This is a genomic window from Methylobacterium komagatae (genome assembly GCF_042661665.1).
Lineage (GTDB): Bacteria > Pseudomonadota > Alphaproteobacteria > Rhizobiales > Beijerinckiaceae > Methylobacterium > Methylobacterium komagatae.
Window position 1 is genome coordinate 621,636 of record NZ_JBHSWN010000001.1, and the last position, 25,834, is coordinate 647,469.

Genomic DNA, 25,834 nt, shown 5'->3' on the forward strand with positions numbered 1-25,834 from the left:
GCAATCCAGGGCAGCGCGACAGTCTGAAAATGTGGCGGATCCCTGGATTGCTTCGCTTCGCTCGCAAAGACGAAGGAGCTTTTGAATTTTGCCGTAATCCCCGCAAGCCGGGAGAGGGAACCCTCGGCAGCCGTCCGGGACGGCTTGCAGAACTCTATTTTACCTCGCCAGACGTCTTCAGCAGCCTGCTAGAGCCACTTCTTCCAGCGGAAGAAGGCGTAGGGCAGCACGGCGGCCACCACCATCATCACCACCGCCATCGGATAGCCGAACGACCAATCGAGTTCGGGGATGGACTTGAAGTTCATGCCGTAGATCGACGCGATCAACGTCGGCGGCATGAACACCACGGCCATGACCGAAAACAGCTTGATGATATTGTTCTGCTCCAGGTTCACGAGCCCGAGCGTCGCATCGAGCAGGAACTGGATCTTGGTCGAGAGGAAGGTGGCGTGCTCTTCCAGCGATTGAAGGTCGCGCAGGGTGGAGCGGACATCCTCACGCAGGTCGCGTGGAGCCTTGTTGCTCCGGTAGGTCGCCGAGAGCGACAACAGGATGCGCTCCATGGACACGAGGCTCTCGCGCTGCTTGGAGATGAGATCCCCGTGGCGGCCAAGGGCACGGAGCGTGTCCTGAAGGGCGGTGTTGCGGGCGCTCGGATCCTCCTGAACCTCGAAGATCGAGCCTGAAAGCCGGTCGATGCGCTCGCCCTGGAGCTGAAGCACGTCCGCCGCCCGGTCGATCACCGCCTCGATCAACCCGGCGAGGATCGCATCGCCCGAGGCCGCGACCGCCTGGCCGTTGCCGGTCGCCCGGCCCTTCCGCTGGGCGAACATGCGGAACGCCTGCGGCTCCTCGTGGCGGACCGTGATGAGGCGGTTGCCGCGCAGGATGAATGTGATGCCCGCGAGCCCCGGCTCCTCCGAGTCGCTCACCTTCGACAGCACCCGGCCGGTCATGTAGCGGGCGCCATCCTCCACATAGAGAAGCTCGGACGGCTCGATGTCCTTCATTTCCTCGCGGGTCGGCACCTCGATCCCGGCGAATTCCTCGACCTTCAGCTCCTCTTCCCGTGTCGGGCGGATCAGGTCGAGCCAGAGCGCCGTCTCCGGGATCACGTCCTGAAGGTTCACGGCCCGGCGCTCGAGCAGGTGCTGGCCTGCCTCCGTCACAAGCTGATGGATGAAGATCACGCGGGAATCTCTTCAGGGACGCGGCGTCTGTGGCGGACCCCGCATCCCGCAGGCGAGCGGGAGGCGCAAGGGGCCGTGCGCATGTGGCGCCGTTTCTTGAAGGTTCCGTGACAGTCGCGCCGGAGGCTGCGTCAGTTGCAACCCTTACAGATGCTGCTCTCGATCCGGTCGGTCAGGGCGCGCTCCCGCCGCTCTTCGCGCACGGGGCGTACCTCGCCTGCGCCGAGGGAAGTACCCGGCGGCTTCGTCACACCGAGGCTGTTCGTGTACGGCGCGGTGATGGTGGAGCCGGGTCCGCCACCCGTCCCGGTTTCATCCGGCGCCACACGGCTTTGCGCGAACGCAGCGCCGGGCAGGAGCAGCGAAGCAATCAGAAGGGAAGCGAGCTTGGCGGCCATCGTCGTATCTCCGTCGCCGGGAAAACGTGCGATGGACGCGCCAGTTGCGTCGGATCAGCGCCTGGCTTTGTCCCGCCGGAAAACGCCGACCATCTCGATATGGCCGGCGTGGCGGAACTGGTCGACCGGCGTCACCGTCTCGAGCCGGTAGCCGCCCGCCACGAGGATCGCCGCGTCCCGACCGAACGTCCCCGCATCGCAGGCGACGCCGATCACGAGCGGCACCTTCGACGCCGCGAGTTGGCGTGCCTGCGCCTCGGCGCCGGCACGGGGCGGATCGAACACCACGGCATCGTAGGCGTTGAGTTCGAGGGGAAGCAGCGGACGGCGGAACAGGTCCCGTCGCTCCATTGTGATGCCCTTGAGCCCTTTGGCCGCCCGCAGCGAACGATCGAGACCCGCCAGCGCTGCTGCCTCGCTCTCCACCGCGTGGACGGAGGCCTTGGTCGCCATGGCGAGTGCCAGGGGGCCACAGCCGCAAAACAGATCGGCTACCCGCTTCACCTTCGGTCCCAGGGCTTCGAGCACGAGGCGGGTGAGCGTCGCCTGCCCCGCCGCCGTCGCCTGGAGGAAGCCGCCGGGCGACGGGTAGAGGCGCCCGGCCTCTCCCGGAACGCTAACCGGTTCGGCCTCCATGATCCGCTCGCCATGCAGGGACAGGCGCGCGAGGCCAAGTTCTCCGCCGAGCCGCACCAGGGCCGCGTTGGCGCCGGGAGAGACCGGCCCGTGGCCGCGCAGGTCCACGTCGAGCCCCTGGTCGGTCGCGGTCACGGCCACGTCGAGGGGCTTGCGCCCGCCTCCGATCGGGACGGACAGGGCGCGGGCGACATCCGGCGCGCGGTGCAGGGCGGGCACGGTGATCGGGCACAGGTCGAGGGGCACGAGGGCGTGGCTGCGGGCCGCCATCAGCCCGGCTTCCGTCCGTCCCTCGACGAAGCGGACATGAAGGGTGATGCGCCGCCGCCCCTCGCCATGAGCGTCGAGGGCGGGTTGCGGCTCGATGTCGAGCCCCGCCTGCGACAGGGCCCCCGCGACGATGCCCCGCTTCCAGGCGAGTTCGGCATCGCGGGCCAGATGCTGCGTGCGGCAACCGCCGCAGCGCATGAAGTAGGGGCAGAAGGGCTCGACCCGGTCCGGTGCGGCGCGCTCGATGGCGAGGCATTCGGCGCGCTGTCCCTCCCGCCGGATCCCCACGCGTTCGCCGGGAAGGGTGTAGGGCACCATCGTCCCGTCATCGGCGATGCCGTCGCCCTTCGCCCCCAGGCGGATGATCTCGACGCTCTCACTCACGGCAGCTTGGCCCCAATCAGGAATTCGGTATTGCCGTCGCCGCCCTCGACCGGCGACGGGACGAGGCCCAGGATCGCGGCGCCGCTCGCTTCGAGCAGGGCACGCACCGTCTCACAGACCTCCGCGTGAATCAGCGGGTCGCGCACGATCCCGCCGCGCCCCACCCGCTCGCGGCCCGCCTCGAATTGCGGCTTGATCAGCGCCGCTAGAGTCGCACCGGGCGCCAGGAGCGGCAGCACTGCAGGCAACACGAGGCGCAGCGAGATGAAGCTGACATCGATGCTGGCGAGCTTCGGCACCGGATCGAGGATTCCGAGACTGCGGATGTCGACCCCCTCGAGGCTTCGCACCCGCGCATCCCCCCGCAGGCGCGGATGCAGTTGCTCCCGGCCGACATCGACCGCGTGGACGAGGCTCGCGCCGCGCGAGAGCAGCACGTCGGTGAAGCCGCCCGTCGAGGCACCGACATCCAGGCAGGGAAGACCGGACGGGTCGATCCCGAAGGCCTCGAGGGCGGCGGCGAGCTTCAGCCCGCCGCGCGAGGCAAAGGGATGCTCCGGCTCGGCCTCCACGAGGGCGCCCGGCGGGATCGTCTCCGACGCGCGGCCGAGGACGCGCCCATCCACCCGCACGCGGCCCGCGCGGATCGCGGCCTGCGCCCTGGCCCGGCTCTCGAAATGCCCCTGCTCCACCAGGAAGAGGTCGGCCCTTTGGCGCTCGCGGTTCATCACTCTCCGGTCTCGCGGGGGGCGGATTGCGCGACACCCTGTCGGCGCCGCTCGCGACCCCTACCTAACCGCGGCCAGACAAGAGGGCTATCGTATGACACGCACGCTGACGTTGCTCGCAGCACTGGGATGCCTCGCGGCAGGCGGAGCCATGGCGCAAGAGCCCGCCAAGGAGCCTGCCAAGGAACCGGCGAAGGACGCCGCCAAGCCCGCGGCCCCCGAGACCTATGAGAGCGCGATCAAGAACGCCAAGGGCGACACGATCGGCAAGCTCGCGATCCGCGACGGGGCGAACACCCTGGTCATGCGCGTGACCATCCAGCCCGGCGGCCTGCCGCCCGGCTGGCACGGACTCCATTTCCACGCGGTCGGCGATTGCTCGGACGCGAAGTTCATGAACTCCAAGGCCCATGTGAACCACGATCAGAGCAAGCATGGCCTGCTCAACCCGGATGGGCCGGACGAGGGCGACCTGCCCAACATCTTCGCCAACCAGGATGGCTCGGCCAATGCCGAGCTCTCGTCTGAGACCGCCTTGACCGGCGAAGGCGGGCTGAAGGACGGCGATGGCTCGGCGCTGATCATCCACGCCAACGAGGACGATCACACCACCCAGCCGATCGGCGGCGCGGGCGACCGGATCGCCTGCGGCGTGATCAAGTAGGGATCGCGCGCGGGCGGCCTTCGTCGTCGATGGCGACGAAGGTGAAGGTCGCCCGCGTCACCTTCTCGCGATGCTGGGTGCGGAAACGGCGCGCCCAGGCCTCGACCTCGATCTTCATCGAGGTGCGTCCGACGTGAGACACGCGGGTATAGACGCAGAGCACGTCGCCCACCGCGACGGGGCGGAGGAACGTCATCCCGTCGAGCGCCACGGTCACGACCCGGCCGCGCGCCCGCTCCACCCCCGCGATGCCACCCGCCTGATCCATCTGCGACAGCACCCAGCCGCCGAAGATGTCGCCATTGGCGTTGGTGTCAGCCGGCATGGCGATGGTGCGCACGGTGAGATCGCCCTGCGGCATCTCCTCGTCGGCATGCCCGGGCACCGGCTCAGAATCCTGCATGACCGCCCTCAGGGAAACACCCCGGCGAGCGTGAGCCCCGCCGCGACGAACACGAACAGAGCGGACAGGATGCAATCGAGTGGGATCGATTGCCAGAGGTCACGCGACGGGCGCGCCTCCGCATGCCGCTCGGCGATATCGTTCATGGCGAAAAGTCCGCGTTTCCTCGCGGCCAGCCGGATCTGACGCCGACCGTGCCGAAACGGCACCATAGCGCAGGTCGTCGAGAGGCGCGATGGGCGGAGGTGGCACCCCGCCCGTCCCGTCACACAGTTCCGATCCTCACGCGATCTGCGTCGTCATATCGACGATCTTCGCCTCGGCGCTCTGGCGCACGAGGTCGATGCCGTGCTCGCAATCCTCGCGGCGGACATAACCCTCGCCCGATTCGGCGACGATCTCGCCGTTGCGGGCGCGCAGGCGCCAGCGCCATTGGCCGCCGGCATCCCGGTAGAGTTCGAAGCGCATCGCGATCTCCCAGAAAGCGCCCGCGACGCGTGGAGCGTCGCGGGCGGATGCCTTCAAGATAATTGCGATGCGGCCGTACGGAAGACGGGTCGCTTACGAGCGCGGGGCGCGGTCGAGCCAGCCGATGCTGCGGCCGTCATTGTTGGCGCGGCCACCGCCCTCGCCCTGACGCGGACGGTTGTCACGACCGGACCGGGGCTGCTGCGGACGGGCGTCGCGGGCCTGACCGTCGCGACCCTGTGCCGGGCGACCGCCCTGTGCCGGACGGCCCTGCTGGGCGGGGCGACCACCCTGAGCGGGGCGACCCTGGCCATGCTGGGCCGGACGGCCCTGGCCCTGTCCGGCGGGACGACCGCCTTCGGGGCGGCCCTGCTGCGGACGGCCCTGGCCGGGACGGCCGCGGCCGTCCTGCTGGCGGCCACCGCGCGGTTGCTGCTGCTGGCGCGGGGGACGGCGAGCCTCCTCACGGGCGATCTCGGCGGCTGCCTCACCGGACGGAGCCACGAAGCCCTCGGGGAAGCCGACGACCGGCACCTTCTGACGGGTCAGACGCTCGATGTCGCGCAGGTAGGCCCGCTCCTCGTCATTGCAGAACGAGATGGCGAGACCGTCCTTGCCGGCACGGGCCGTACGGCCGATGCGGTGGACATAGCTCTCCGGCACGTTCGGCAGATCGAAGTTCACCACGTGGCTGACACCCTCGACATCGATGCCGCGCGCGGCAATGTCGGTGGCGACCAGCACCCGGCACTCGCCGTCGCGGAACGCCTGAAGGGCCCGCTCACGCTGGGGCTGGCTCTTGTTGCCGTGGATCGCTGCACCCGCGATGCCGACCTTGTCGAGGCCGCGCACCACACGGTCGGCGCCGTGCTTGGTGCGGGTGAAGACCAGCACCCGGTCGATCGCCGGATCGCGCAGGATATGGCCGAGCAGGGCCTGCTTCGCGCCGGTATGGGCGAAGATGACCTGCTGCTCGACGCGCTCGGCCGTGGTGGCGACCGGCGTCACCGCGACCTGCACCGGATCGGAGAGGTACTGGGCGGCGAGACCGGCGATGTTCTTCGGCATGGTGGCCGAGAAGAACAGGCTCTGGCGCTGCTCCGGCAGCATCCGCACGATGCGCTTGAGGGCGTGGATGAAGCCGAGGTCGAGCATCTGGTCGGCCTCGTCGAGGACGAGGATCTCGACACCCTCCAGGGTGAGCGAACGGCGATCGACGAGGTCGATCAAGCGGCCCGGCGTGGCGACGAGGATGTCGACGCCCGGCGCCAGTGCCCGTTCTTGGCGGCCGATGGTGACGCCACCGAACACCACGGTGTTCGTGAAGGGCAGGTGCTTGCCGTAATCGGAGAAGGAATCCGCGATCTGGTTGGCCAACTCACGGGTGGGGGAAAGCACCAGCACGCGGCAGCCGCGGCGCGGCGCGCGGCGGTTCTCAAGGCTGAGGCGGTGCAGGATAGGCAGGGCGAAGGCGGCGGTCTTGCCGGTGCCGGTCTGGGCGATGCCGCAGAGATCGCGGCCTTCCATGGCGGGGCGGATCGCCTGCGCCTGGATCGGGGTCGGCGCCGTGTAACCGGCCTCGTCGAGCGCCCGGAGCACGGGCGGAGCGAGGCCGAAGTCGGAAAATTGGGTCAAGTCGGTATCCGTCGCAGCAGGACCGGCCGCGCCGCGCGAAGGGCGGCGGCGCCGTCAGGGCGGTCCGTCGAGTGGGGAAAGCCCGCGTGATGGGGCCGTCCGGGTGCATGCACGTTATGAAGAGGGGGCCGGACCGCGGCGCTGAAGCCCGTCCGTCACGCAGCCCCCTCAGGCGGTCCGTCGATGCGACCGCTGACGCTGCACCCCGCATATGCTGCGGTGCGGTGTGGAAGTCAATGGCGGGGACCTTTTACGCCAGCGGGTTGAGGCTGGCATTCCGCTTCGGCAGGGGCGCCCGCATGGTCAGCGAAAAACCGTCCGGCGCGTAGTCGGTTGTGACCTCGGCCTGGACCTGGGTGATCAACACCCGCTGCAGGAGCCGCGAGCCGAAGCCCTGACGGCGAGGCGGCTGGACCGGTGGGCCTCCCGTCTCGCGCCATGTCAGGCGCAACGTCCCTGCGGGGCCGCCCGGCTCCAGGTCCCACGCGACAGTGACGCGGCCGGTGCGGTTGGACAGGGCTCCGTATTTCGCGGCGTTGGTGGTCAACTCATGGATCGCCATGCCGATGGGGACGGCGATGTCCGATGGCAGATCGATCGGCGCCCCTTCGAGGACGACGCGCCCATCCTCGCCGCCCGCCTCCGCCACCTCGGCATAGGGGCGCAACTCATTCAGGAGGAGCCCGGTGAGCGAAGCCGTCTGCCACGTCGCCTCGGTCAGCACCGAATGCGTGTGGGCCAGCGATTTGATCCGCCCGACGAAGGCCTCGTAGAAGCTGTCGATGTCGGTCGCCGTGCGGGCGGTCGAGCCGACGATGGCCTGTACCGTAGCCAGGGTGTTCTTCACCCGGTGGTGCAATTCGCGGATCAGCAGGGTCTGCCGCTCCTCGGCGAGGCGCCGGTCGGTCACGTCTGCGACCACGCCGATGAGACGGCGGGGAAGCCGGTCGGGCGCATCGCGCTCGAATCGGCCCGCCATGTCGATGGTGCGCCATGCCCCATCGGATTTGCGCCGGATACGCCCGCTGATGTGCAGATCGCGGTCTTCGCGCAAGGCCGCTGAGATCGCCTTGCGAACCGAAGCCCGGTCCTCCGGGTGGAGGATACCGTTCAGGAAATCGGTCTTGCCGATCGTGCCGTCCTCGGGGGCGTGCCCGAAGATCTCGAACATGCGATCGTTCTCCCACACCGCGTGGTCGTCGAGCATGTGCCATTCGAAGATGCCGAGCCGGGCCACGGCCGTGGCGGCGCGCAGGCGGTGATCGTGCGCCTGCAACTCGCTGCGGGTCTCGATCCGGGTGGTGATGTCCTGCACCACGCCGACCATGCCGGTGAAGGCGCCGTTCTCGTCGGTGAGGGCTTGCCCGCTCACCTGCACCACGACGCCACGCCCCTCGATGGCGAGGCGGGTTTCGAACCGGTAGGGTTCGAGGCTCGTCACCGCCTGCTCGACCAGCAGGGCGACGCGCTCCGGCTCGATGAGAAACGGCCGCAGCACGCCCCAGGTCACCGACCGGCCGGGCGGCTGGCCGAGAATACGGGCGGCCCTGTGGGACAGGGTGACGTAGCCGCTCGCCCGGTCCCAGCGCCACTCGCCGAGCCCGGCATCGGCCATGGCGTCGCGATTCGCCTCGGAATGGGCGGCCTCGTCGGGATCGACAGCCTCAACCACGAGGGTGTCGCCGGAGCGGCGGACCCGGACGTCGATCTCGACGCCATCGGCCCGGCGCCAGACGCGGATGCCGGAATGGAGGGAGGACGGTCCGGCCGCGAGATCAGTGGAGGGTGCGCCGTCGAGGCTACCGGAGGGCCGGGCCAACAGGGCGTGCAAGGCCGGGTTGGCGACGACGACCGTGTTCCCGTCGCTCGACAGAAGGGCGAGCCCGACAAGGGCGCCGTCGAAAGCCGAGCGGCGCGCATCAACGTCGATGGGGTCGTGCTGTGCCCTTCCCGTCACGCCAGAACCCTTGGACACGCGACACGCCCGAGCCAGACGTTCTCGGCTGCCGCCATCGCCGACCACCCCGCGCCCCAAGGATGGGGCTCAAGCGTGGCGGCGGCAAGTCTGACCTTATGTCGGACTTGCGTTGTCAGCGGGGATTCCGAACGAATTCCAAGTAGGTCGGGCGCCGCCCCGTGGCGATCGCCTTCGCCTCGTAGCGGGTGCCAGGCCAGCCTGGAAAAGGCTCGAGCCAATCGCGGGAGGAGGCCGCGCCCCAGTGCAAATCGGGGTTACGGGCCACCCTCGCCAGGGTCCAGCCCACGTAATCGTCGATATCGCTGGCGAAGCGAAAAGTGCCGCCATCCTTCAGGAGGTGGGCGATCTGAGCGAGCGACTCGTCCGAGACGAAACGTCGCTTGCGCTGGCGCCGCTTGGGCCAGGGATCGGGATAGAGCAGGCTGACGCGCCCGAGGCAGGCATCCGGCAGGCGGGCGAGCAACGGAGCCACATCCCCGTCACGGACGCGGACATTGTCGAGGCCGCGCGCCTCCACATCGGCCAGGAGCTTGACCACCCCGTTCACGAACGCCTCGGCGCCGATGAACCCGATGCGCGGATGCGCGGCGGCTTGTGCGGCGAGATGCTCGCCACCGCCGAAGCCGATCTCGAGCCAGACCTCGTCCGGCCCGGCTTTCATCTGTGGAAACAGCGTGAGCGGGTCGATCCGGCCGCCCGGCGGCAGGTCGATCCTCAGGGCGGGGAGCAGGGTCTCCAGGCGGGTTTCCTGGGCGTCCCGCAGGCGCTTGCCCTTGCGGCGGCCGAAGAAGGCGCGCTCCGCCTCCTCCGATCCGGTCTCTTCGTTACCCTCCGGCGCGGGAGGGACATCCGCCCTCCCGATCATGGCAGGGTCAGGCGAGGGTCGAGCGCAGCTTGTCGGCGAGGTCGGTGCGCTCCCAGGAGAAGCCGCCATCCGCCTCGGGGGCCCGGCCGAAATGCCCGTAGGCGGCGGTGCGGGCGTAGATCGGCTTGTTGAGGCCGAGCGCCGTGCGGATGCCGCGGGGCGAGAGGTCGATGGCGTCCATCAGGACGGCTTCGAGCTTGGCCTCGTCCACCTTCCCGGTGCCGTGCAGGTCGACATAGATCGACAGCGGCTTGGACACGCCGATCGCGTAGGACAGCTGGATCGTCGCCCGCGAGGCGAGACCGGCGGCCACGACGTTCTTGGCGAGGTAGCGCGCGGCGTAGGCGGCCGAGCGGTCCACCTTCGTCGGATCCTTGCCGGAGAAGGCACCGCCACCATGCGGGGCCGCGCCACCATAGGTGTCCACGATGATCTTACGGCCGGTAAGGCCGCAATCGCCGTCCGGGCCGCCGATGACGAACTTGCCGGTCGGGTTGACGTGCCAAACGGTGCCCTCGTTCACCCAACCCTGCGGCAGGGCCTTGAGGATGTAGGGCTCCACGATGGCGCGCACGTCGGCCGAATCGAGGCTCTCGTCGAGGTGCTGGGTCGACAGCACGATCTGCGTGACCTCGACCGGGCGGCCGTTCTCGTAGCGCACGGTCACCTGGCTCTTGGCGTCCGGCCCGAGCTTGGCGGCATCGCCCTGCTTCGCCTTGCGGGCGTCGGCAAGGTCCTTGAGGATCTTGTGGGCGTAGAAGAGCGGAGCCGGCATCAGCTCGGGCGTCTCGTCCGACGCGTAGCCGAACATGATGCCCTGGTCGCCTGCGCCCTCGTCCTTGTTACCGGCCGCGTCGACGCCCTGGGCGATGTCGGCGGACTGGGCGTGCAGGTAGATCTGCACCTCGTTGTTCTTCCAGTGGAAGCCGTCCTGCTCGTAGCCGATCTCCTTCACGGCCTCGCGGGTCAGTTCCTCCAGATCCTTGAAGGTCACCGAATCGGGACCGCGCACCTCGCCCGCGATCACGACGCGGTTCGTCGTGGTCAGCGTCTCGACGCCCAGGCGCGCCTCCGGCATGGCGGCGATGTAGGCATCCACGACGGTGTCGGAGATGCGGTCGCTCACCTTGTCCGGATGTCCCTCGGACACGGACTCGCTGGTGAAGAGATAGTTCGAGCGCGCCATTCGGTGATCTCGTCGCCTTGGGAAGCGGGCGTCTGGCCGACCTGGCTCCGCACCCTTGGGACCGGGCTTTTCCCACCGGCCCGGCGGACGGTCAAGACGATCCGCCGAATTCGTTCGATATAAAGGACGAGTGTGACGTCCGCTCAGGTGCGCAGCCGACGCTCCAGCACGTGGACGGCGGCGGCGATGTCGCGGCGGGCCTCGTCCGGGAACGTCTCGTTGATGTGGCGGCCGACCAGTTCGGCGAGCCCCGTCAGCCCCCCTCGGAGAACGGCGCCTGTGCCTCTTCCGCGAATCCCTCGCGCCCCTCATCGACGTTCGGCATACCGCGGAAGAAATACTCCATCGGCACGCCGATCATGCGTGAGAAGATGTCGAGATGCACCGCGCTGATGCGGTTGGTGCCCTTCTCGTATTTCTGCAATTGAGCCGCGGACATGCCGAAGCTCTGTGCGACCCGCCGCTGCGTCAGAGAGGCCTTCCGCCGCTGTTCGGCGATGCGCTGACCGATATAAACGTCGCGCTGGTCGGTCTTCTGGCCTGCCATCGAGAAACTCTCAGACCTCCTGCTGCTGCCGAGCCCGCGCAGTGACGCACGAACACCCGCAAGCTTAGCTGCGGGCTGACAATTTGTCACGGCACGAGCCGGTGCAGTCCGCTCCAGCGCCGATGGAGCGGAACGCGCCGGTCGTCGGGTTATGACCGACTGGCGTCTTGCGTACCAGATCGAACGATGAGGGCGGCCTGTATCTCGCCATCTCCGTGCCGACGCCGTTACCTAGTTCTGAAGACGCAATCGCGCGGGCTGCGTGCCATCGGCATCGGTGAAGCCGTAGTGCCGCGCGAGATCGCCGACATGAAGAACCCGGCCCGACAGGGTGGCGACGTCCGGATCGGCCACGAGCGCTGCAAGAGCACGTCCCGCATAGAGCGGCGTCTCGCTGTCCGGCTCGTCGGGCTCGATCTCACGGGCGCGCTCGGTCGCTACCGTTCCCGGCGAGAGGCCCAGTGCCGTCACCCCGTGATCCGCCAGCTCCCGCCCGAAGGCGAAAGCGAGCCGGGCCTCGGCCGCTTTGGCAGAATCGTAGAACACATCTCCGAGATAGGATTCCTCGGCCCCGAACGTGACGAGTGCGAGGAGGCCCGAGCGCGCGGCGACCATGGCGGGTGCCACCGCTCTGGCCAGCAGCAGCGCGGGCAGCGGCCCGGCCTGCATGAGCGCGAGATAGGGCTCGGCCGACCGGCGCCAGAACGGCGTGCCCCAGGTCGAACCGTCGGCGTAACGCGTCCCGTCGAAGCCCTCGTTGCCACCCCAGACGGCGGAGACGGCGACATCGATCCGGCCGAAGCGGCGGAGCACCCAATGCACCATCTCGTCCACCGCCCGCTCGGATCGGTGATCGCAGAGGTAATGGTGCCCCCTGCCCCCGGCGAGATCGACCTCGCGCGCCGTGTCCTCGACGGCTTCGGAGCGCATCTCGGTGCGTGGCCCGGTCTCGCTCGACCGGGCGGTGACGATCACTGTCGCCCCGCCCTCCCCCAGCGCGCGCGCGATCCCCCGCCCCACGCCGCGGGAGGCACCGGCCACGAGGCAGATCTTTCCGGAGAGATCGGGCGCGGGCACGGATCAGGCGGGTTTCGAGCGCGACAGGAAGGCTTGCAGCCGTTGCTGCGATTCCGGTGATTGCAATTGTGCGTCGAAGGCCCTCGCCTCCGCTTCGAGGGCGGCCTCGACCCGGTCCCGGTCGCCCCGGATCAGTTGACGCGAGGCGGCGAGCGCACCCTGCGGCAGGGCGGCGAGACGGGCTGCCTGCGCGAGGGCATGGTCCACCAACATGTCGGCGGGCATCACCGCGTTCACGAGACCGAGGGCGACGGCCGCATCGGCATCCAGCATCTCCGACAGGAGCAGCAATTCGGTGGCTTTCAGCCGCCCGACCCGAAGCGGGAGCAGGTAGCTCGATGCAGCCTCCGGCACGAGGCCGAGTTCCACGAAGGGCATGCGCAGACGCGCCACCGGGCTCGCATAGACGAGGTCGCAATGGAGCGTCAGCGTGGCACCGATGCCGACCGCGATGCCGTCCACCGCCGCGATCATGGGCGTGTCGGTGCGGGCGAGTTGCCGGATGAAGCGAAGCGCCGGGGCGTCGCTGAAGCCGTTCCGCGCTTGGCCGAGGAAGTCCGCGAGGTCGTTGCCCGCGCTGAACATGCCGGGTTGCCCGGCGAAGACCACCGCGCGGATCGACTCCGACGCGTCGGCCTCTTCGAGCGCCACACGCATCGCGTCGTACATGGCGCCGGTCAGGGCGTTCTTTTTCTGCGGCCGGTCGATGACGATGAGGCGGACGCCGTTCCCACCGTCGCTGATCTTGACGTGTTCGGTCATGTCCCCCTCCTCAGACGGCGAGCGCCAGGGCGGCATCGTCGGTGAAGGCGCCGCCACCGAGCACCGCCTCCTCCAATCCGCCCGCGGCCGGGAGCAGGTTCTCCGCGTAGAACCGGGCCAGCGCGATGCGACCGGCATGGGCCGGATCGGTCTCGCCCGCCTTGAGCGCCGCCGCCGAGGCCAGGGCCGCACGGGCGAGGGACGCGCCACCGAGTGCCAGGCCGAACAGACGCAGATACGGTGCCGCCCCGGCGAGCGCCGTCTCGGGCCGGTTCGAGGCGAGCGCCGCAAGTTGGTGGCTCGTCGCCCGGTCGAGGGATTCGATGGCGCCCCGCAGGCGCGCCGCCATGTGGCCGAAGGCGGGGGCGGCATTCTTGAGCAGGCCTTCCGCCGCCTTGCGCATCCAGGCGATCTGCGCCCGCGCCGTCGCACCGCCGTTGAGGGGCAGCTTGCGGGCGGTGAGATCGATGGCCTGGATGCCGTTCGTCCCTTCGTAGATGCCGAGGATGCGCGCATCGCGCATGAACTGCGCCGCGCCGGTCTCCTCCACGAAGCCCATGCCGCCATGGACCTGCACGCCGAGGGAGGCGACCTCGTTGGCGATGTCGGTGGAGAACGCCTTGGCCACCGGGGTGAGGAGCGAGGCCCTATCATGGGCCGCCTTGCCTTCCGGCCCGTGGGCGGCATCCAGCGCGGCGGCGGTGAGGAAGCAGATGGCGCGCGAGACCGCCGTATAGGCCTTCATCGTCAGCAGCATGCGCTGGACGTCCGGGTGGGCGATGATCGGGCTCGTCGCCTCGGCGGACCCGATCGCCTTGCCCTGCCGACGCTCGGCCGCATAGGCCAGAGCCTTCTGCGTCGCGGCCTCCGCGAGGCCGACACCCTGCACGCCGACGCCGAGCCTTGCCGCGTTCATCATCGTGAACATGCAGGCCAGCCCCTTGTTCTCGTCACCGATCAGCCAGCCGGTGGCCCCACCGTTGTCGCCGAAGGCCATGGAGCAGGTCGGCGACGCATGGATGCCCAGCTTGTGCTCGATCCCGGAGCAGCGGAGATCGTTGAGCGAGCCGTCCGGCAGCACCTTCGGCACGAGGAACAGGGAAATGCCCCGCGTGCCCGCGGGCGCATCCTTCAGCCGGGCGAGGACGAGGTGGACGATGTTCTCGGAGAGGTCGTGCTCGCCATAGGTGATGTAGATCTTCGAGCCGGTGATCCGGTAAGAGCCGTCGCCGACCGCCTCGGCACGGCTGCGCAGCAGGGCGAGGTCGGAGCCCGCCTGCGGCTCGGTCAGGTTCATCGTGGCGGGCCACTCGCCGGAAACCAGCTTTTCCAGGTAGCGCGCCTTCAAGTCTTCCGAGCCATGGGCCGCCAGCGCTTCGATGCCACCCTGGGTCAGGAGCGGGCAGAGTCCGAAGGACAGGTTCGCCGCGCTCCACATCTCGGTGCAGGCCGCGTCGATCGCCTTGGGCAGACCCTGGCCGCCATGGTCGGGATCGGCCGACAAGCCGTTCCAGCCCCCGGACGTGAAGGTCGCATAGGCCTCGCGCCAGCCTGGCGGCGTGGTCACGGTCCCATCCAAGAATTGCGTCCCGTGCTTGTCCCCGACGCGGTTGAGCGGGGCGAGCACGTCGCCCGCGATACGTCCGGCCTCGTTCAGGATCGCCTCCGCATCGTCGGGATCGACACCGTCCAACCCCGACACGTGGCGCAGGGTGAACAGCATCTCGGAGACGGGCGCACGGTAGCTCATGGGATGTCCTTTCCGTCTCCTCCCGGCGTGATACGGGTTTGACCCCGCCCCGCCGCCGGCGCTAGGGCGGTTGACGTCTCAACCCGCGAGGCGGCGCGATGCCGCCGCAGATGGCATCCCGCATGAGCAATCCGGGGTCAACGGTCCCGGCCGAAACCCGGCTCCTCTCGGCCGATTCTGCTGGCATCGCGGAAGCGGCGGCGTTCCTGCGCGCCGGGCGGCTCGTCGCCTTTCCGACGGAGACGGTCTACGGGCTCGGCGGCGACGCCACCGAGCCTGTGGCCGTCGCAGCAATCTATGCGGCCAAGACCCGCCCGAGCTTCAACCCGTTGATCTCGCACCTGCCCGACGCGGAATCCGCGCGGAGGCAGGGTGTCTTCGATGCGGCAGCGAACACACTCGCGGAGGCGTTCTGGCCCGGCCCCCTCACCCTCGTCGTTCCGGCCTCGGCGGAGATCCAGGTCTGCGATCTCGCCCGCGCCGGATTGCCGAGCGTCGCCCTGCGCGTTCCGGGCAGCGAGGCGGCCCGCGCCCTGCTTTCCGCCTTCGGCAGGCCCGTCGCCGGCCCCTCAGCCAACCGCTCCGGCCGGGTCAGCCCGACGCGGGCGGCCCATGTGCTGGAAGACCTGAACGGTCGCATCGCCGCCGTTCTCGACGGGGGCGACACGCAAGTCGGGTTGGAATCGACGGTGGTCGCCTGTCTCAGCGGACGAGCGCGGCTCCTGCGGCCCGGCGGGATCACCCGCGAACGCCTGCGCGATGTGCTCGGCTACGACCCAGCCGGGCCGGAGGACGCCGATTCCCACGCGCCGGTCGGGCCGGGGCTCCTCGCTTCACATTACGCGCCGAATGCCCGCGTACGCCTCGATGCGACGCGCATCGCAAAGGGCGAGGCCGTTCTCCTGTTCGGCGCATTCCGGCCCGAAGGCTTCGAGCAGGCCCACGCTTCCATGAACCTCAGCGAGCGAGGCGATACCGTTGAGGCGGCAGCCCGGCTGTTCGGGGCCTTGCGCGACCTCGACGCCTCGGGCGCACAGACGATCGCAGTCGTTCCGATCCCCACCGAAGGATTAGGCGAAGCAATCCGCGACAGGCTCGGCCGGGCTGCGGCGCCGCGCTGAATTTTTCCGGGAACAAGTCGGCCGCCAACCCGTTCATTGTTCAGGAAGGCCACTCAGCCCCCATACGGCCTTCAACCTTTCGAGGCTCGGAGCAATCCGAGCCTTTTCTTTGCCTTATGGTCGACCCGTCGTCGCTCGCGAAGACGAACGGGGTTCAGCCTCCGGCCGTTCGCTCAGGCGAGCTTCGCCGCGATGCCCGCAACATGCTTGCCCTGGAAGCGGGCGCCGTCGAGTTCGACCTGGCTCGGCTGGCGGGAACCGTCGCCGTCCGCGATGGTGCTGGCGCCGTAGGGCGTGCCGCCCTTCACCGCCTCGACGCCCGCCTGACCCTGGAAGGCGTAGGGCAAGCCGACCACCACCATGCCGTGGTGGAACAGCACCGTGTGGAAGCTGGTGAGGGTGGTTTCCTGGCCGCCATGCTGCGAGGCGGTCGAGGTGAAGACCGAGCCGACCTTGCCGACGAGGGCGCCCTTCATCCAGAGGCCGCCGGTCTGATCGATGAACTGCTTCATCTGCGAGGCCATGTTGCCGTAGCGGGTCGGCGTGCCGAAGATGATGGCGTCGTAATCGGCCAGCTCTGCCACGGTCGCGACGGGCGCCTGCTGGTCGAGCTTGAAATGGTTCTGCCGGGCGACCTCTTCCGGAACCAGTTCCGGCACGCGCTTCACCACGACTTCGGCGCCGGTTTCGCGGGCGCCCTCGGCGACGGCATAGGCCATTTGCTCCACATGGCCGTAGGTGGAGTAATACAGCACAAGGATCTTGGCCAAGGCGAGGTCTCCTCTTCAAGGCGCCGCTCGGGCGCGACGCCGCTGACATCGCCCCTCCCGCCGTTTGCCGAAAGCCCGTCGCGTGCAAGACTATCCTTGCGCATTTGCAAGGAGCGGGAATGCAGGCAGGCTGGGACGACTTCCGGTTGGTGAAGGCGGTGGCCGACAGGCACGGCCTCACCGGCGCTGCCGAATCGCTCGGCATCGACCATTCCACCGCGTTCCGGCGGCTCGGCGCCATCGAGAAGTCCCTCGGCGTATGTCTCTTCGAGCGCCACCGGAGCGGCTACAAAGCCACCGCCGCTGGCCAAGCGATGATCGACGTCGCCGCGCGGATGGAGGCCGATATCGATGGTTTCGCGCGGGCCATCGTCGGGCAATCGGACGCGATGGTGGGCGAGTTGCGGATCACCGCGCCGACGAGCTTCGCCAATACGTTCCTGATGCCGATCCTGGCGGATTTCTCGCGCAGATATCCGGCCATGCGGCTCGAACTGATCTTTGCCGAGGAGACCCTGAACCTGTCCCGCCGGGACGCAGACGTGGCTTTGCGTGCCAGCCGGGGGCCGGACGAGACCCTGGTGGGCCGGCGCCTGACCGGGATCGGCTGGGCCCTCTACGGCGCTGCCGGCCGGAGCTTCGGCCCCCTGGCGGAAGAGGATTGGGTCGGCCTCACCGAGGGTGTGGCCGGAGGCCTGTTCACGCAGTTCATCCGGCAGCGGACGGCGCCGGAGCGCGTCGTGCTGTGCCTCAACGGCGTGGCGGGGCTGCGGGAGGCTGTGGCCTCGGGGATCGGCATCGGCCCCCTGCCCTGCGTCGAGGGCGACGGCGATTCGCGTCTGCAACGGCTCGGCGGGTTGGAGCCAGAGCTTGACCGAGACCTCTGGCTGCTCACCCACCAGGACTTGCGCCGGTCGGCACGAGTCCGTGCGTTCATGGATCACATGGCGGCGGCGATGCTGCCGCTGCGGCCCTTATTCGAGGGGCGCGCGGTCAGCCCTTGATCTCGAGGATCTCGACGTCGTGGCCGTTCACCTCGACGACGTCGCCGACACTCTTGCCGGTGATCGCACGGGCTAGCGGCGCGACGTAGGAGATCGAGCCCTTGTGCGGGTCGGCCTCGTCCTCGCCGACGATGCGGAAGGTCTGCTTCGTTTCCTTGCCGGAATCGTCCTCGCGGACCACCGTTACGGTCGCACCGAAATGCACCGTGTCGCCACCCTTGGACTCCACGAGCTGCGCGGTGTTCTTGCGGGCCGCCCAATAGCGCAGGTCCCGTCCGATACGGGAATCCTCCGCCTTGTCGTTCGGATCGAGGGAGGCGACCTCCTTCTCCAACCGCGCCACTTCGGCTTCGATCTGCTTCAGACCGTCCGGTGTGACGAAGTTGGTGTGGGGCGAGATCGGCCGGTCGGGAAGGTTCTCGAACGCTTCCCCACCCTCGGGCTCTTTGACGAATGCGACGCTCATGGAGAGATCAACACGTTCGCTATGGCGACGGTTCCAGCCGGTCTCAGCCGACCGTCACGACGGTGCGACCCCGGACTTGGCCGCTGAGGATCTCGTCACCGAGCTGGCCGACCTCCTGAAGCGTCACTTTGCGCGTCATGGCGGCGAGCTTGTCGAGGTCGAGTTCGCGGGCGATCCGCCCCCAGGCCTCGCGCCGCTTGGGCAGAGGCGTCGTCACGCTGTTGATGCCGAGCAGAGAGACGCCCCGCAGGATGAAGGGCGCGACGGAGGTCGGCAGATCCATACCTTGGGCAAGGCCGCAGGCGGCGACGGCGCCGTCCGCCTTGGTCATGGCCAGCACGTTGGCGAGCGTCGCGGACCCGACCGCATCGATCGCCGCCGCCCAGCGCTCCTTGCCCAGCGGTCGGCCGGGCTTCTCCAACTCGGCCCTGTCGAGGATGTCGGCGGCGCCGAGGCCCTTCAGGTAATCCGTCTCCCCGGCCCGGCCCGTCGAAGCGATCACATGCCAGCCTGCCCGCGCGAGTAGCGCCACCGCCACCGAGCCGACTCCACCGGAGGCGCCCGTCACCAGGGCGGGCCCATCGGCGGGAGTCACGCCATGGGCGTCGAGCGCCATCAGGGCAAGCATCGCGGTGTAGCCCGCCGTGCCCACCGCCATCGCCTGCTCGGGGGAGAGGCCCTGCGGCAGGGGAACGAGCCAGTCGCCCTTCACGCGTGCCTTCTCGGCATAGGCACCGAGATGCGTCTCACCGACGCCCCAGCCGGTGAGCACGACCGCGTCGCCCGGCTTGTAATCAGGATGGTCCGAGGTCTCGACCGTGCCGGCGAAGTCGATGCCGGGGATCATCGGGAAGCGGCGCACCACGGGCGACTTGCCCGTCAACGCGAGTCCATCCTTGTAGTTGAGGGTCGAGTGACTGACGCGGACGGTGACGTCGCCTTCCATCAGGTCGGCTTCATCGAAGTCGCGGAACGCGAGGCTCTGTCCCCCCTCGTTCTTCTCGACAACCCACGCCTTGAACGCGCCCATCGCCCGGCCCTCCCGCTTATGGCGGGGAGGTACGCCGCAGGCTGCCGGAATCAAGGCGGCCCGGATCACCGATCCGGGCCGTTCGTCACTCAGTAGCCGTCGTAGATGCTGCCCCGGGAGAAGCCGAGCCCGACACCGATATCGGCGGAGCTAGCGCCCGTGATGCCGAACGCATCCGGGATCGATCCGACCACCGGGCCGCCGTAACCGCGGTACCCGCCATAGCCGCCGCTCACCGGCACCCAACCGGCCCGCGCCGGAGCGACCAGCACCCGGCGGCTCACCGTGGCGTATTCCGGCGGATAGGTCTCGGGGATCGTCTCGGCCGGGCGCACGACGACCGTGCGGCGGCGGAGGGCGAAGCGCGGCGGAGTCTCGACCCAGCAGCCTATCAACTCACCGCCGGGTCCACGGCTCTCCTGCCAGACGCGCCCGCCGGGGGCGACCATCACCCGCTCTTCGACGGTGTCGTAGACCGGCGGGACGGTGCGGTAGACCGTGCGCGGCGGGCGCACCAACACGTTCTGCTGCACCGTGTCGAAGACCGGCGGCGTCGTCGCGTACCGATAGCATTCGGCCCCGTAGCACCCACCGGCCAAGGCCGGTCCGGCGAGAAGCGATCCGCCGAGGGCAGCGGCGATCATGAACAAACTGGCGGCCCGGGCACGCATCGATACAGACCTCGTTAAGCACTATAAACTCAAGGGCACGGCCGCTGCCGCACCCTACGCTCAACGAAAGAAGCAGTACCTCGATCAATTCCGCAATCGATACCGCAAATCAGAGTAAAATTAATCTATGGGCACAACTGCGTAGACGCTGTAGGTACGTTCGTTAACTGTTACTCGCCGCCGCGTGGAACCGATTGAGCTTCAGCTCATCGAGCCCAAACGAAAAACCCCGCCGGCCTGGGCCGAGCGGGGCTGACAATCCATCTTCGGGCCGAGGCCGGTTCAGGTCTGGCCGGGCTTCAAGCCGTAGAAGATGTGGCGACCGATCACGTCGAGCTTCCGCATCCGGCGCGACCAGCCGGGCCGCACGTAATTCGCGTGGTAGTGGGTCGCGCCGCCGACTTCGGCGACATAGGTGCGCCCCTCCAGCACCGAGCGGGCGACACGGCTCGCATCGTCCCAGGCGGAGGCATCGGTGATGCGCAGCGACTTACCTTCGCAGGCGAAGGAGAATTGGCAGCCCATGTAGCGATGGCGGTTTTGATAGACGACGCCACAGATGCTCGGCGGGTAGAGACCACTCTTCACCCGGTTCAGCACGACCTGGGCGACGGCCGCCTGACCGGTTTCGGATTCGCTACGAGCCTCGAAATACACCGCCTCGGAGAGGCAGCGCGTCTCCTTGTCCTGCGCCTCCGGGTCGATCAGGTCGGCATAGCGGCTGCGCGGCGTGTCGGACGGCGCAGGCTCGGCCTCTTGTCCGCTGCGGAGGGGATAATCCGGCATCACGAGGCTCGCGGCCGTGATCTCGACAGGGATCGCATCCGCCGGGGCGGGCGTGGTCGAGGACAGGGCGACGGCCTTCGGCACGGCGGGGGTAGAACCGTCGAAGCGGTTCTCGTTCTCGTCGCCGGTCTGGTCGGCGCTGGCGGCGCCGGTGGACGCGGCGCTGTCGGTGCCGGTGGTCAGCCCGAGATCGGGAACGGGGATGAAGCTGTAGGTCTGCTCGGCCTCGGCGTCCCAAACGGCCGGGCCCGTGGTAAGCAGACCGCTGACGCCGCCGGTCACATCGCCGAAGAGCATGGCGAGGCCCGCTTCGCGGGAGAAGGCGACGGGCTCGGGGTGGAGCGGATCCTCGCCGATCCGGCGCATCGCCGCGCCGATCAGCGCGGTGCCGGGCGGCATGGCCGGAGCGACACGCCGGATATCGGCGGCGCCGAGCACACCCGAGCCGACCGTGCTCTCGGTTCCGGCGCTTGCCGTGAAGGAAACCAGCAAGCCCAACCCGGCCATCCACGGCGTAAACACCGCCGATAGCCAGCGTAGGTTGGTCTCCGGTCGCGCTCGTCTCGTCGCCGCCACTGCCGAACCGTTCCGATGTGCCGCAACCGCCACGCTGTCCGCCCATCACGGCGGGAGGTGGCCCTCACGAAATTTATCGGCGGGGATGGTTGACCGGTGGTTAACGGGCGGATGTCGGGCAGGCAGAACGAAAAAGGGGCGGCCCTTCGGCCGCCCCTTTCCTTATCGTGATGGCGCTTCGATCACTCGGCGGCGGGCGGGAGGCCCTCGACCGGGTCGATGCCGCTCTCGGTCTGGCGCTGCTGAAGGATCATCGTGTCCCGGCGGCGAGCCACCGAACGGATGTCGGCGACGAGCGAACCGGTGCCGGCCGGGATGAGCGAGCCGACGATGACGTTCTCCTTGAGGCCTTCCAGCGTATCGACCTTACCGTTGACCGCCGCCTCGGTGAGCACTCGGGTGGTCTCCTGGAACGAGGCCGCCGAGATGAACGACTTCGTCTGGAGCGACGCCTTAGTGATGCCGAGCAGAACCGGCACGCCCTGGATCGGCTTCTTGCCCTCGGCAATCAGCTTCTCGTTGAACTCGGCGAGCTCGGTCCGGTCGATCTGGTCACCCGAGAGGATGTCCGAATCGCCGCCATCGGTCACTTCGACCTTCTGCAGCATCTGACGGACGATCACCTCGATGTGCTTGTCGTTGATCGACACGCCCTGGAGCCGGTAGACCTCCTGGATCTCGTTGACGAGGTAAGCGGCAAGCTCCTCCACGCCCTTGATCGCCAGGATGTCGTGCGGCGCCGGGTTACCGTCGACGATGTAGTCGCCGATCTCGACCACGTCCCCATCCTGCAGGTGGATGTGCTTGCCCTTGGGGATCAGGTACTCGACCGGCTCCGACCCGTCATGCGGCGTCAGCGTCAGGCGGCGCTTGTTCTTGTAGTCGCGGCCGAAGGCGATGGTGCCCGACTTCTCGGCGATGATCGCCGCGTCCTTCGGGCGCCGTGCCTCGAACAGCTCCGCCACCCGCGGCAGACCGCCGGTGATGTCGCGGGTCTTGGCCGAGTCGGTGGAGACGCGGGCGAGGATGTCGCCGGCCTTCACCTTGGCCCCCGGATCGTAGCCGATGATGGCATCGACCGGCAGCGCGTAACGGGCATCCGACCCGCGCGGCAGCTTCACGGCCTTCCCGTCCTTGTCGACCACCACCATCGAGGGCTTCAGGTCGGAAGTGCGGGCGGAACCGCGCCAATCGATGACGACGCGCTTGGCGATACCCGTCGACTCGTCGGTCGTCTCAGTGATCGACTGGCCGTCGTACAGATCCTCGTAGGCCACGATTCCGTCGACCTCGGTGAGGATCGGACGGGTGTAGGGGTCCCACTCGGCGATACGCTGGCCGCGCTTGATCTTGTCACCCTCGTCCACCCGGACACGAGCGCCGTATTGCAGACGGTGAACCGCCCGCTCGACCCCGTCCGACCCGACGATGACGACCGCCACGTTACGGCCGGTGGCGACGAGATCCCCGTCCGAGTTCTTCGCGAGAGCCCGGTTGCGGATCTTGATCGTGCCCTCGAAGCTCGACTCGATGAAGGACGAGTCGGCGATCTGGGCGGCGCCGCCGATGTGGAAGGTGCGCATGGTGAGCTGGGTGCCCGGCTCACCGATGGACTGCGCGGCGATGACGCCGACGGCCTCGCCCATGTTGACGGGCGTGCCGCGGGCAAGGTCGCGCCCGTAGCAGGTGGCGCAGACGCCGCTGCGGGTGGCGCAAACCAGCACCGAGCGGATCTTCACCTCCTGGATGCCGGCGGCGGTGATCGCCGGCAGGTGCTTCTCCTCGATGGTCTCGCCGGTCTTCACGATGACCGTGCCGTCCTGGGCGACCAGATCCTCGGCCGTGGCGCGGCCGAGAATGCGGGTGGCGAGCGTGGCGACCACCTGGCCGGCATCGACGATGGCGCGCATCTTGATGCCGTTGGTGGTGCCGCAATCCACCTCGCGGATCACCGCGTCCTGAGCGACGTCGACGAGACGACGGGTCAGGTAGCCGGAGTTGGCGGTCTTCAAGGCGGTGTCGGCGAGGCCCTTACGGGCACCGTGCGTGGAGTTGAAGTACTCCAGAACGTCCAGGCCTTCCTTGAAGTTCGAGATGATCGGCGTCTCGATGATTTCACCCGACGGCTTGGCCATGAGGCCACGCATCGCCGCGAGCTGCTTCATCTGAGCGGGCGAACCACGGGCGCCCGAGTGGCTCATCATGTAGATCGAGTTGACCTGCTTGTCGGCGCCGGTGTCGTCCTTCTGCACGGACGAGATGCGGCCCATCATCTCCTGGGCCAGCTTGTCCGAGCACTTCGCCCAGGCATCGACGACCTTGTTGTACTTCTCACCCTGGGTGATCAGGCCGTCGTTGTACTGCTGCTCGTAATCCTTCACGAGCGTGCGGGTGCCCTCGACGATCTCCCACTTGTTCTCCGGCACGACCATGTCGTCCTTGCCGAAGGAGATGCCCGCCTTGAAGGCGTGGGTGAAGCCCAGGCCCATGATGCGGTCACAGAAAATCACCGACTCCTTCTGACCGCAGTGGCGGTAGACGGTGTCGATCATCGCCGAGATTTCCTTCTTGGTCATCAGCTTGTTGACGACGTCGAAGGGCACCTTCCGGTGCAGCGGCAGGGCGGTGGACAGGATCACGCGGCCGGGCGTGGTCTCGTAGGTCTTGGTCAGCGGCTCGCCATCCGGGCCGATGCCCTTCCAGCGCCACTTGATCTTCGAATGCAGCTTCACGACGCCTGCGGCCAGGGCGTGCTCGAGCTCGCCGATATTGCCGTAGACACCCTGCATTGGGTTCAGCTTGTTGGTCGCGTCAAAGGCGCCCGGAAGCCCCTCGCCCACGATCGACAGGTAGTAGAGGCCGAGAACGATGTCCTGCGAGGGCACAATGATCGGCTGGCCGTTGGCCGGGTGCAAGATGTTGTTCGTCGACATCATCAGCACGCGGGCTTCCAGCTGCGCCTCGAGCGACAGCGGGACGTGCACGGCCATCTGATCGCCGTCGAAGTCGGCGTTGAACGCGGCGCAGACCAGCGGGTGCAGCTGGATCGCCTTGCCCTCGATCAGCTTCGGCTCGAAGGCCTGGATGCCAAGACGGTGCAGCGTCGGTGCACGGTTCAGCATCACCGGGTGTTCGCGGATCACCTCATCGAGGATGTCCCAAACCTCCGGCTTCTCCTTCTCCACGAGCTTCTTGGCCTGCTTGACGGTGGCCGAGAAACCCTTGGCATCGAGGCGCGCGTAGATGAACGGCTTGAACAGCTCCAGCGCCATCTTCTTCGGCAGGCCGCACTGGTGCAGCTTCGCTCCGGGCCGACCACGATGACCGAACGGCCCGAATAGTCGACGCGCTTGCCGAGGAGGTTCTGGCGGAAGCGGCCCTGCTTGCCCTTCAGCATGTCGGCGAGCGACTTCAGCGGGCGCTTGTTGGCGCCCGTGATGACGCGGCCACGGCGGCCGTTGTCGAACAGGGCGTCGACGGCCTCCTGCAGCATCCGCTTCTCGTTGCGGATGATGATGTCCGGCGCGCGCAGCTCGATCAGCCGCTTCAGGCGGTTGTTGCGGTTGATGACGCGGCGGTACAGGTCGTTCAGATCGGACGTGGCGAAGCGACCGCCATCCAGCGGGACCAGCGGGCGCAGGTCCGGCGGGATCACGGGGATCACCGTCAGGATCATCCACTCCGGCTTGTTGCCGGACATCTGGAACGCCTCGATGATCTTGAGGCGCTTCAGGAGCTTCTTCGGCTTCAGCTCGGAGGTCGTGACCGCGATCTCCTCGCGGAGGTCGTTGGCGATCTTGTCGAGGTCGAGCTCCTGCAGGATCCGGCGGATGGCCTCGGCGCCGATCATGGCGGTGAAGCTATCCTCGCCGTACTCCTCCTGGGCGCGCAGGTACTCCTCCTCCGTCAGGAGCTGACGCTCCTTCAGGGGGGTGAGGCCCGGCTCGATGACGCAGTACGACTCGAAGTACAGGATCCGCTCGAGGTCCTTGAGGGCCATGTCGAGCAGGAGGCCGATGCGCGAGGGCAGCGACTTCAGGAACCAGATATGCGCGACGGGGGCGGCCAGCTCGATGTGACCCATGCGGTCACGCCGGACGCGGGCCAGCGTCACCTCGACGCCGCACTTCTCACAGATGACGCCCTTGTACTTCATGCGCTTGTACTTGCCGCACAAGCACTCGTAGTCCTTGATCGGCCCAAAGATGCGCGCACAGAACAGACCGTCGCGCTCGGGCTTGAAGGTCCGGTAGTTGATGGTCTCGGGCTTCTTGATCTCTCCGTAGGACCAGGAGAGGATCTTCTCCGGCGACGAGATCGAGATCTTGATCTGGTCGAAATTCACCGGCTGCGGCTGCTGGTTGAAAAGGTTCATGACCTCTTGGTTCATGATCCGCTCCTCGGCTCGACGCCGCCGGCCCCGCGCCGGGCCGCAGCGTCTTCAAAAAAGGGCCGGCGCCATGCCC

At 68.2% G+C, this 25,834-nt stretch carries 22 protein-coding genes and 2 pseudogenes; 3 read left to right on the plus strand and 21 right to left on the minus strand.

The window, feature by feature from the left end:
- Positions 1-188 precede the first annotated feature (188 nt).
- From ACFQE0_RS03135 to ACFQE0_RS03150, 4 genes are all read right to left on the minus strand, one after another.
- On the minus strand, positions 189-1,193 hold the full coding sequence (locus ACFQE0_RS03135; RefSeq protein ID WP_378966968.1) for a magnesium transporter CorA family protein: 1,005 nt from the start codon (positions 1,191-1,193) through the stop codon (positions 189-191).
- Between the two features lie 131 nt (positions 1,194-1,324).
- Positions 1,325-1,591: a hypothetical protein gene (locus ACFQE0_RS03140; protein ID WP_378966971.1), complete on the minus strand. Its 267-nt coding sequence runs from the start codon at positions 1,589-1,591 to the stop codon at positions 1,325-1,327.
- 54 nt (positions 1,592-1,645) lie between these two features.
- Positions 1,646-2,881, minus strand: coding sequence for a class I SAM-dependent RNA methyltransferase (locus ACFQE0_RS03145; protein ID WP_378966973.1), 1,236 nt, complete (start codon positions 2,879-2,881; stop codon positions 1,646-1,648).
- Positions 2,878-3,609, minus strand: coding sequence for a TlyA family RNA methyltransferase (locus ACFQE0_RS03150; RefSeq protein ID WP_378966976.1), 732 nt, complete (start codon positions 3,607-3,609; stop codon positions 2,878-2,880). Before ACFQE0_RS03150 ends, ACFQE0_RS03145 begins: the two co-directional genes overlap by 4 nt.
- 94 nt (positions 3,610-3,703) lie before the next feature.
- Between ACFQE0_RS03150 and ACFQE0_RS03155 the strand changes: the two genes are divergently transcribed.
- Complete coding sequence (locus ACFQE0_RS03155; RefSeq protein WP_378966978.1) at positions 3,704-4,273, plus strand: superoxide dismutase family protein; 570 nt, start codon at positions 3,704-3,706, stop codon at positions 4,271-4,273.
- Here ACFQE0_RS03155 and yciA read toward each other — a convergent pair.
- The 11 genes and pseudogenes from yciA to ACFQE0_RS03210 form a co-directional block, all read right to left on the minus strand.
- Positions 4,266-4,676, minus strand: a complete 411-nt coding sequence (gene yciA / locus ACFQE0_RS03160; protein WP_378966980.1) for an acyl-CoA thioester hydrolase YciA — start codon at positions 4,674-4,676, stop codon at positions 4,266-4,268. The genes ACFQE0_RS03155 and yciA overlap by 8 nt on opposite strands.
- 8 nt (positions 4,677-4,684) lie before the next feature.
- Entirely contained in the window at positions 4,685-4,822 is a 138-nt protein-coding gene (locus tag ACFQE0_RS03165) for a hypothetical protein (protein WP_378966982.1), read from the minus strand.
- A gap of 136 nt (positions 4,823-4,958) precedes the next feature.
- Complete coding sequence (locus ACFQE0_RS03170; protein WP_378975231.1) at positions 4,959-5,144, minus strand: YegP family protein; 186 nt, start codon at positions 5,142-5,144, stop codon at positions 4,959-4,961.
- A 93-nt stretch (positions 5,145-5,237) separates the two neighbouring features.
- The gene (locus ACFQE0_RS03175; RefSeq protein ID WP_378966984.1) at positions 5,238-6,779 is read right to left on the minus strand and encodes a DEAD/DEAH box helicase; all 1,542 of its coding nucleotides are present in this window, start codon (positions 6,777-6,779) and stop codon (positions 5,238-5,240) included.
- A 250-nt stretch (positions 6,780-7,029) separates the two neighbouring features.
- Positions 7,030-8,736 (minus strand): sensor histidine kinase, encoded by a 1,707-nt coding sequence (locus ACFQE0_RS03180; protein ID WP_378975233.1) that lies wholly within the window; start codon positions 8,734-8,736, stop codon positions 7,030-7,032.
- A gap of 133 nt (positions 8,737-8,869) precedes the next feature.
- Entirely contained in the window at positions 8,870-9,622 is a 753-nt protein-coding gene (gene trmB / locus ACFQE0_RS03185) for a tRNA (guanine(46)-N(7))-methyltransferase TrmB (protein ID WP_378966986.1), read from the minus strand.
- 7 nt (positions 9,623-9,629) lie between these two features.
- Positions 9,630-10,808, minus strand: coding sequence for a methionine adenosyltransferase (gene metK, locus ACFQE0_RS03190; RefSeq protein WP_378966988.1), 1,179 nt, complete (start codon positions 10,806-10,808; stop codon positions 9,630-9,632).
- Between the two features lie 143 nt (positions 10,809-10,951).
- Positions 10,952-11,355: pseudogene (locus ACFQE0_RS03195) on the minus strand (helix-turn-helix domain-containing protein).
- A gap of 231 nt (positions 11,356-11,586) precedes the next feature.
- Positions 11,587-12,396 carry an SDR family NAD(P)-dependent oxidoreductase gene (locus ACFQE0_RS03200; protein ID WP_378975235.1) on the minus strand — a complete coding sequence of 270 codons (810 nt, stop codon included), beginning with the start codon at positions 12,394-12,396 and terminating at the stop codon, positions 11,587-11,589.
- A 39-nt stretch (positions 12,397-12,435) separates the two neighbouring features.
- Positions 12,436-13,194 carry an enoyl-CoA hydratase-related protein gene (locus ACFQE0_RS03205; protein WP_378966990.1) on the minus strand — a complete coding sequence of 253 codons (759 nt, stop codon included), beginning with the start codon at positions 13,192-13,194 and terminating at the stop codon, positions 12,436-12,438.
- A 10-nt stretch (positions 13,195-13,204) separates the two neighbouring features.
- Positions 13,205-14,944, minus strand: a complete 1,740-nt coding sequence (locus ACFQE0_RS03210; protein WP_378966992.1) for an acyl-CoA dehydrogenase — start codon at positions 14,942-14,944, stop codon at positions 13,205-13,207.
- Positions 14,945-15,066: 122 nt separating this feature from the next.
- Here ACFQE0_RS03210 and ACFQE0_RS03215 point away from each other — a divergent pair, with 122 nt between their 5' ends.
- Complete coding sequence (locus ACFQE0_RS03215; RefSeq protein WP_378966994.1) at positions 15,067-16,065, plus strand: L-threonylcarbamoyladenylate synthase; 999 nt, start codon at positions 15,067-15,069, stop codon at positions 16,063-16,065.
- Between the two features lie 173 nt (positions 16,066-16,238).
- On the opposite strand, the gene wrbA is transcribed toward ACFQE0_RS03215, so the two are convergent.
- Positions 16,239-16,835, minus strand: a complete 597-nt coding sequence (wrbA, locus tag ACFQE0_RS03220) for an NAD(P)H:quinone oxidoreductase (RefSeq protein ID WP_378966997.1) — start codon at positions 16,833-16,835, stop codon at positions 16,239-16,241.
- A gap of 119 nt (positions 16,836-16,954) precedes the next feature.
- Here wrbA and ACFQE0_RS03225 point away from each other — a divergent pair, with 119 nt between their 5' ends.
- Positions 16,955-17,839, plus strand: coding sequence for a LysR family transcriptional regulator (locus ACFQE0_RS03225; protein WP_378966999.1), 885 nt, complete (start codon positions 16,955-16,957; stop codon positions 17,837-17,839).
- On the opposite strand, the gene greA is transcribed toward ACFQE0_RS03225, so the two are convergent.
- The 5 genes and pseudogenes from greA to rpoC all read right to left on the minus strand — a co-directional run bounded on the left by greA (position 17,829) and on the right by rpoC (position 25,758).
- Positions 17,829-18,305: a transcription elongation factor GreA gene (greA, locus tag ACFQE0_RS03230; RefSeq protein WP_378967002.1), complete on the minus strand. Its 477-nt coding sequence runs from the start codon at positions 18,303-18,305 to the stop codon at positions 17,829-17,831. The two genes, ACFQE0_RS03225 and greA, sit on opposite strands and share 11 nt — an antisense overlap.
- Positions 18,306-18,348: 43 nt before the next feature.
- Complete coding sequence (gene acuI, locus ACFQE0_RS03235; RefSeq protein ID WP_378967004.1) at positions 18,349-19,335, minus strand: acrylyl-CoA reductase (NADPH); 987 nt, start codon at positions 19,333-19,335, stop codon at positions 18,349-18,351.
- A gap of 89 nt (positions 19,336-19,424) precedes the next feature.
- On the minus strand, positions 19,425-20,006 hold the full coding sequence (locus tag ACFQE0_RS03240; RefSeq protein ID WP_378967006.1) for a hypothetical protein: 582 nt from the start codon (positions 20,004-20,006) through the stop codon (positions 19,425-19,427).
- Between the two features lie 282 nt (positions 20,007-20,288).
- A complete protein-coding gene (locus ACFQE0_RS03245; RefSeq protein ID WP_378975237.1) occupies positions 20,289-21,299 on the minus strand; it encodes a cell wall hydrolase in 1,011 nt (336 codons plus the stop codon).
- A 251-nt stretch (positions 21,300-21,550) separates the two neighbouring features.
- A pseudogene (gene rpoC / locus ACFQE0_RS03250) lies at positions 21,551-25,758 on the minus strand (DNA-directed RNA polymerase subunit beta').
- Positions 25,759-25,834 lie beyond the last annotated feature (76 nt).

What these genes read in the sequence shown, in the direction of transcription:
- ACFQE0_RS03140 (WP_378966971.1), bottom strand. Translation starts at nt 1,591, where the DNA reads ATGGCCGCCAAGCTCGCTTCCCTTCTGATTGCTTCGCTGCTCCTGCCC.
- ACFQE0_RS03150 (WP_378966976.1), bottom strand. Translation starts at nt 3,609, where the DNA reads ATGAACCGCGAGCGCCAAAGGGCCGACCTCTTCCTGGTGGAGCAGGGG.
- ACFQE0_RS03155 (WP_378966978.1), top strand. Translation starts at nt 3,704, where the DNA reads ATGACACGCACGCTGACGTTGCTCGCAGCACTGGGATGCCTCGCGGCA.
- yciA (WP_378966980.1), bottom strand. Translation starts at nt 4,676, where the DNA reads ATGCAGGATTCTGAGCCGGTGCCCGGGCATGCCGACGAGGAGATGCCG.
- ACFQE0_RS03165 (WP_378966982.1), bottom strand. Translation starts at nt 4,822, where the DNA reads ATGAACGATATCGCCGAGCGGCATGCGGAGGCGCGCCCGTCGCGTGAC.
- ACFQE0_RS03170 (WP_378975231.1), bottom strand. Translation starts at nt 5,144, where the DNA reads ATGCGCTTCGAACTCTACCGGGATGCCGGCGGCCAATGGCGCTGGCGC.
- trmB (WP_378966986.1), bottom strand. Translation starts at nt 9,622, where the DNA reads ATGATCGGGAGGGCGGATGTCCCTCCCGCGCCGGAGGGTAACGAAGAG.
- metK (WP_378966988.1), bottom strand. Translation starts at nt 10,808, where the DNA reads ATGGCGCGCTCGAACTATCTCTTCACCAGCGAGTCCGTGTCCGAGGGA.
- ACFQE0_RS03205 (WP_378966990.1), bottom strand. Translation starts at nt 13,194, where the DNA reads ATGACCGAACACGTCAAGATCAGCGACGGTGGGAACGGCGTCCGCCTC.
- ACFQE0_RS03210 (WP_378966992.1), bottom strand. Translation starts at nt 14,944, where the DNA reads ATGAGCTACCGTGCGCCCGTCTCCGAGATGCTGTTCACCCTGCGCCAC.
- ACFQE0_RS03215 (WP_378966994.1), top strand. Translation starts at nt 15,067, where the DNA reads ATGAGCAATCCGGGGTCAACGGTCCCGGCCGAAACCCGGCTCCTCTCG.
- ACFQE0_RS03225 (WP_378966999.1), top strand. Translation starts at nt 16,955, where the DNA reads ATGCAGGCAGGCTGGGACGACTTCCGGTTGGTGAAGGCGGTGGCCGAC.
- greA (WP_378967002.1), bottom strand. Translation starts at nt 18,305, where the DNA reads ATGAGCGTCGCATTCGTCAAAGAGCCCGAGGGTGGGGAAGCGTTCGAG.
- acuI (WP_378967004.1), bottom strand. Translation starts at nt 19,335, where the DNA reads ATGGGCGCGTTCAAGGCGTGGGTTGTCGAGAAGAACGAGGGGGGACAG.
- ACFQE0_RS03240 (WP_378967006.1), bottom strand. Translation starts at nt 20,006, where the DNA reads ATGCGTGCCCGGGCCGCCAGTTTGTTCATGATCGCCGCTGCCCTCGGC.
- ACFQE0_RS03245 (WP_378975237.1), bottom strand. Translation starts at nt 21,299, where the DNA reads ATGGCCGGGTTGGGCTTGCTGGTTTCCTTCACGGCAAGCGCCGGAACC.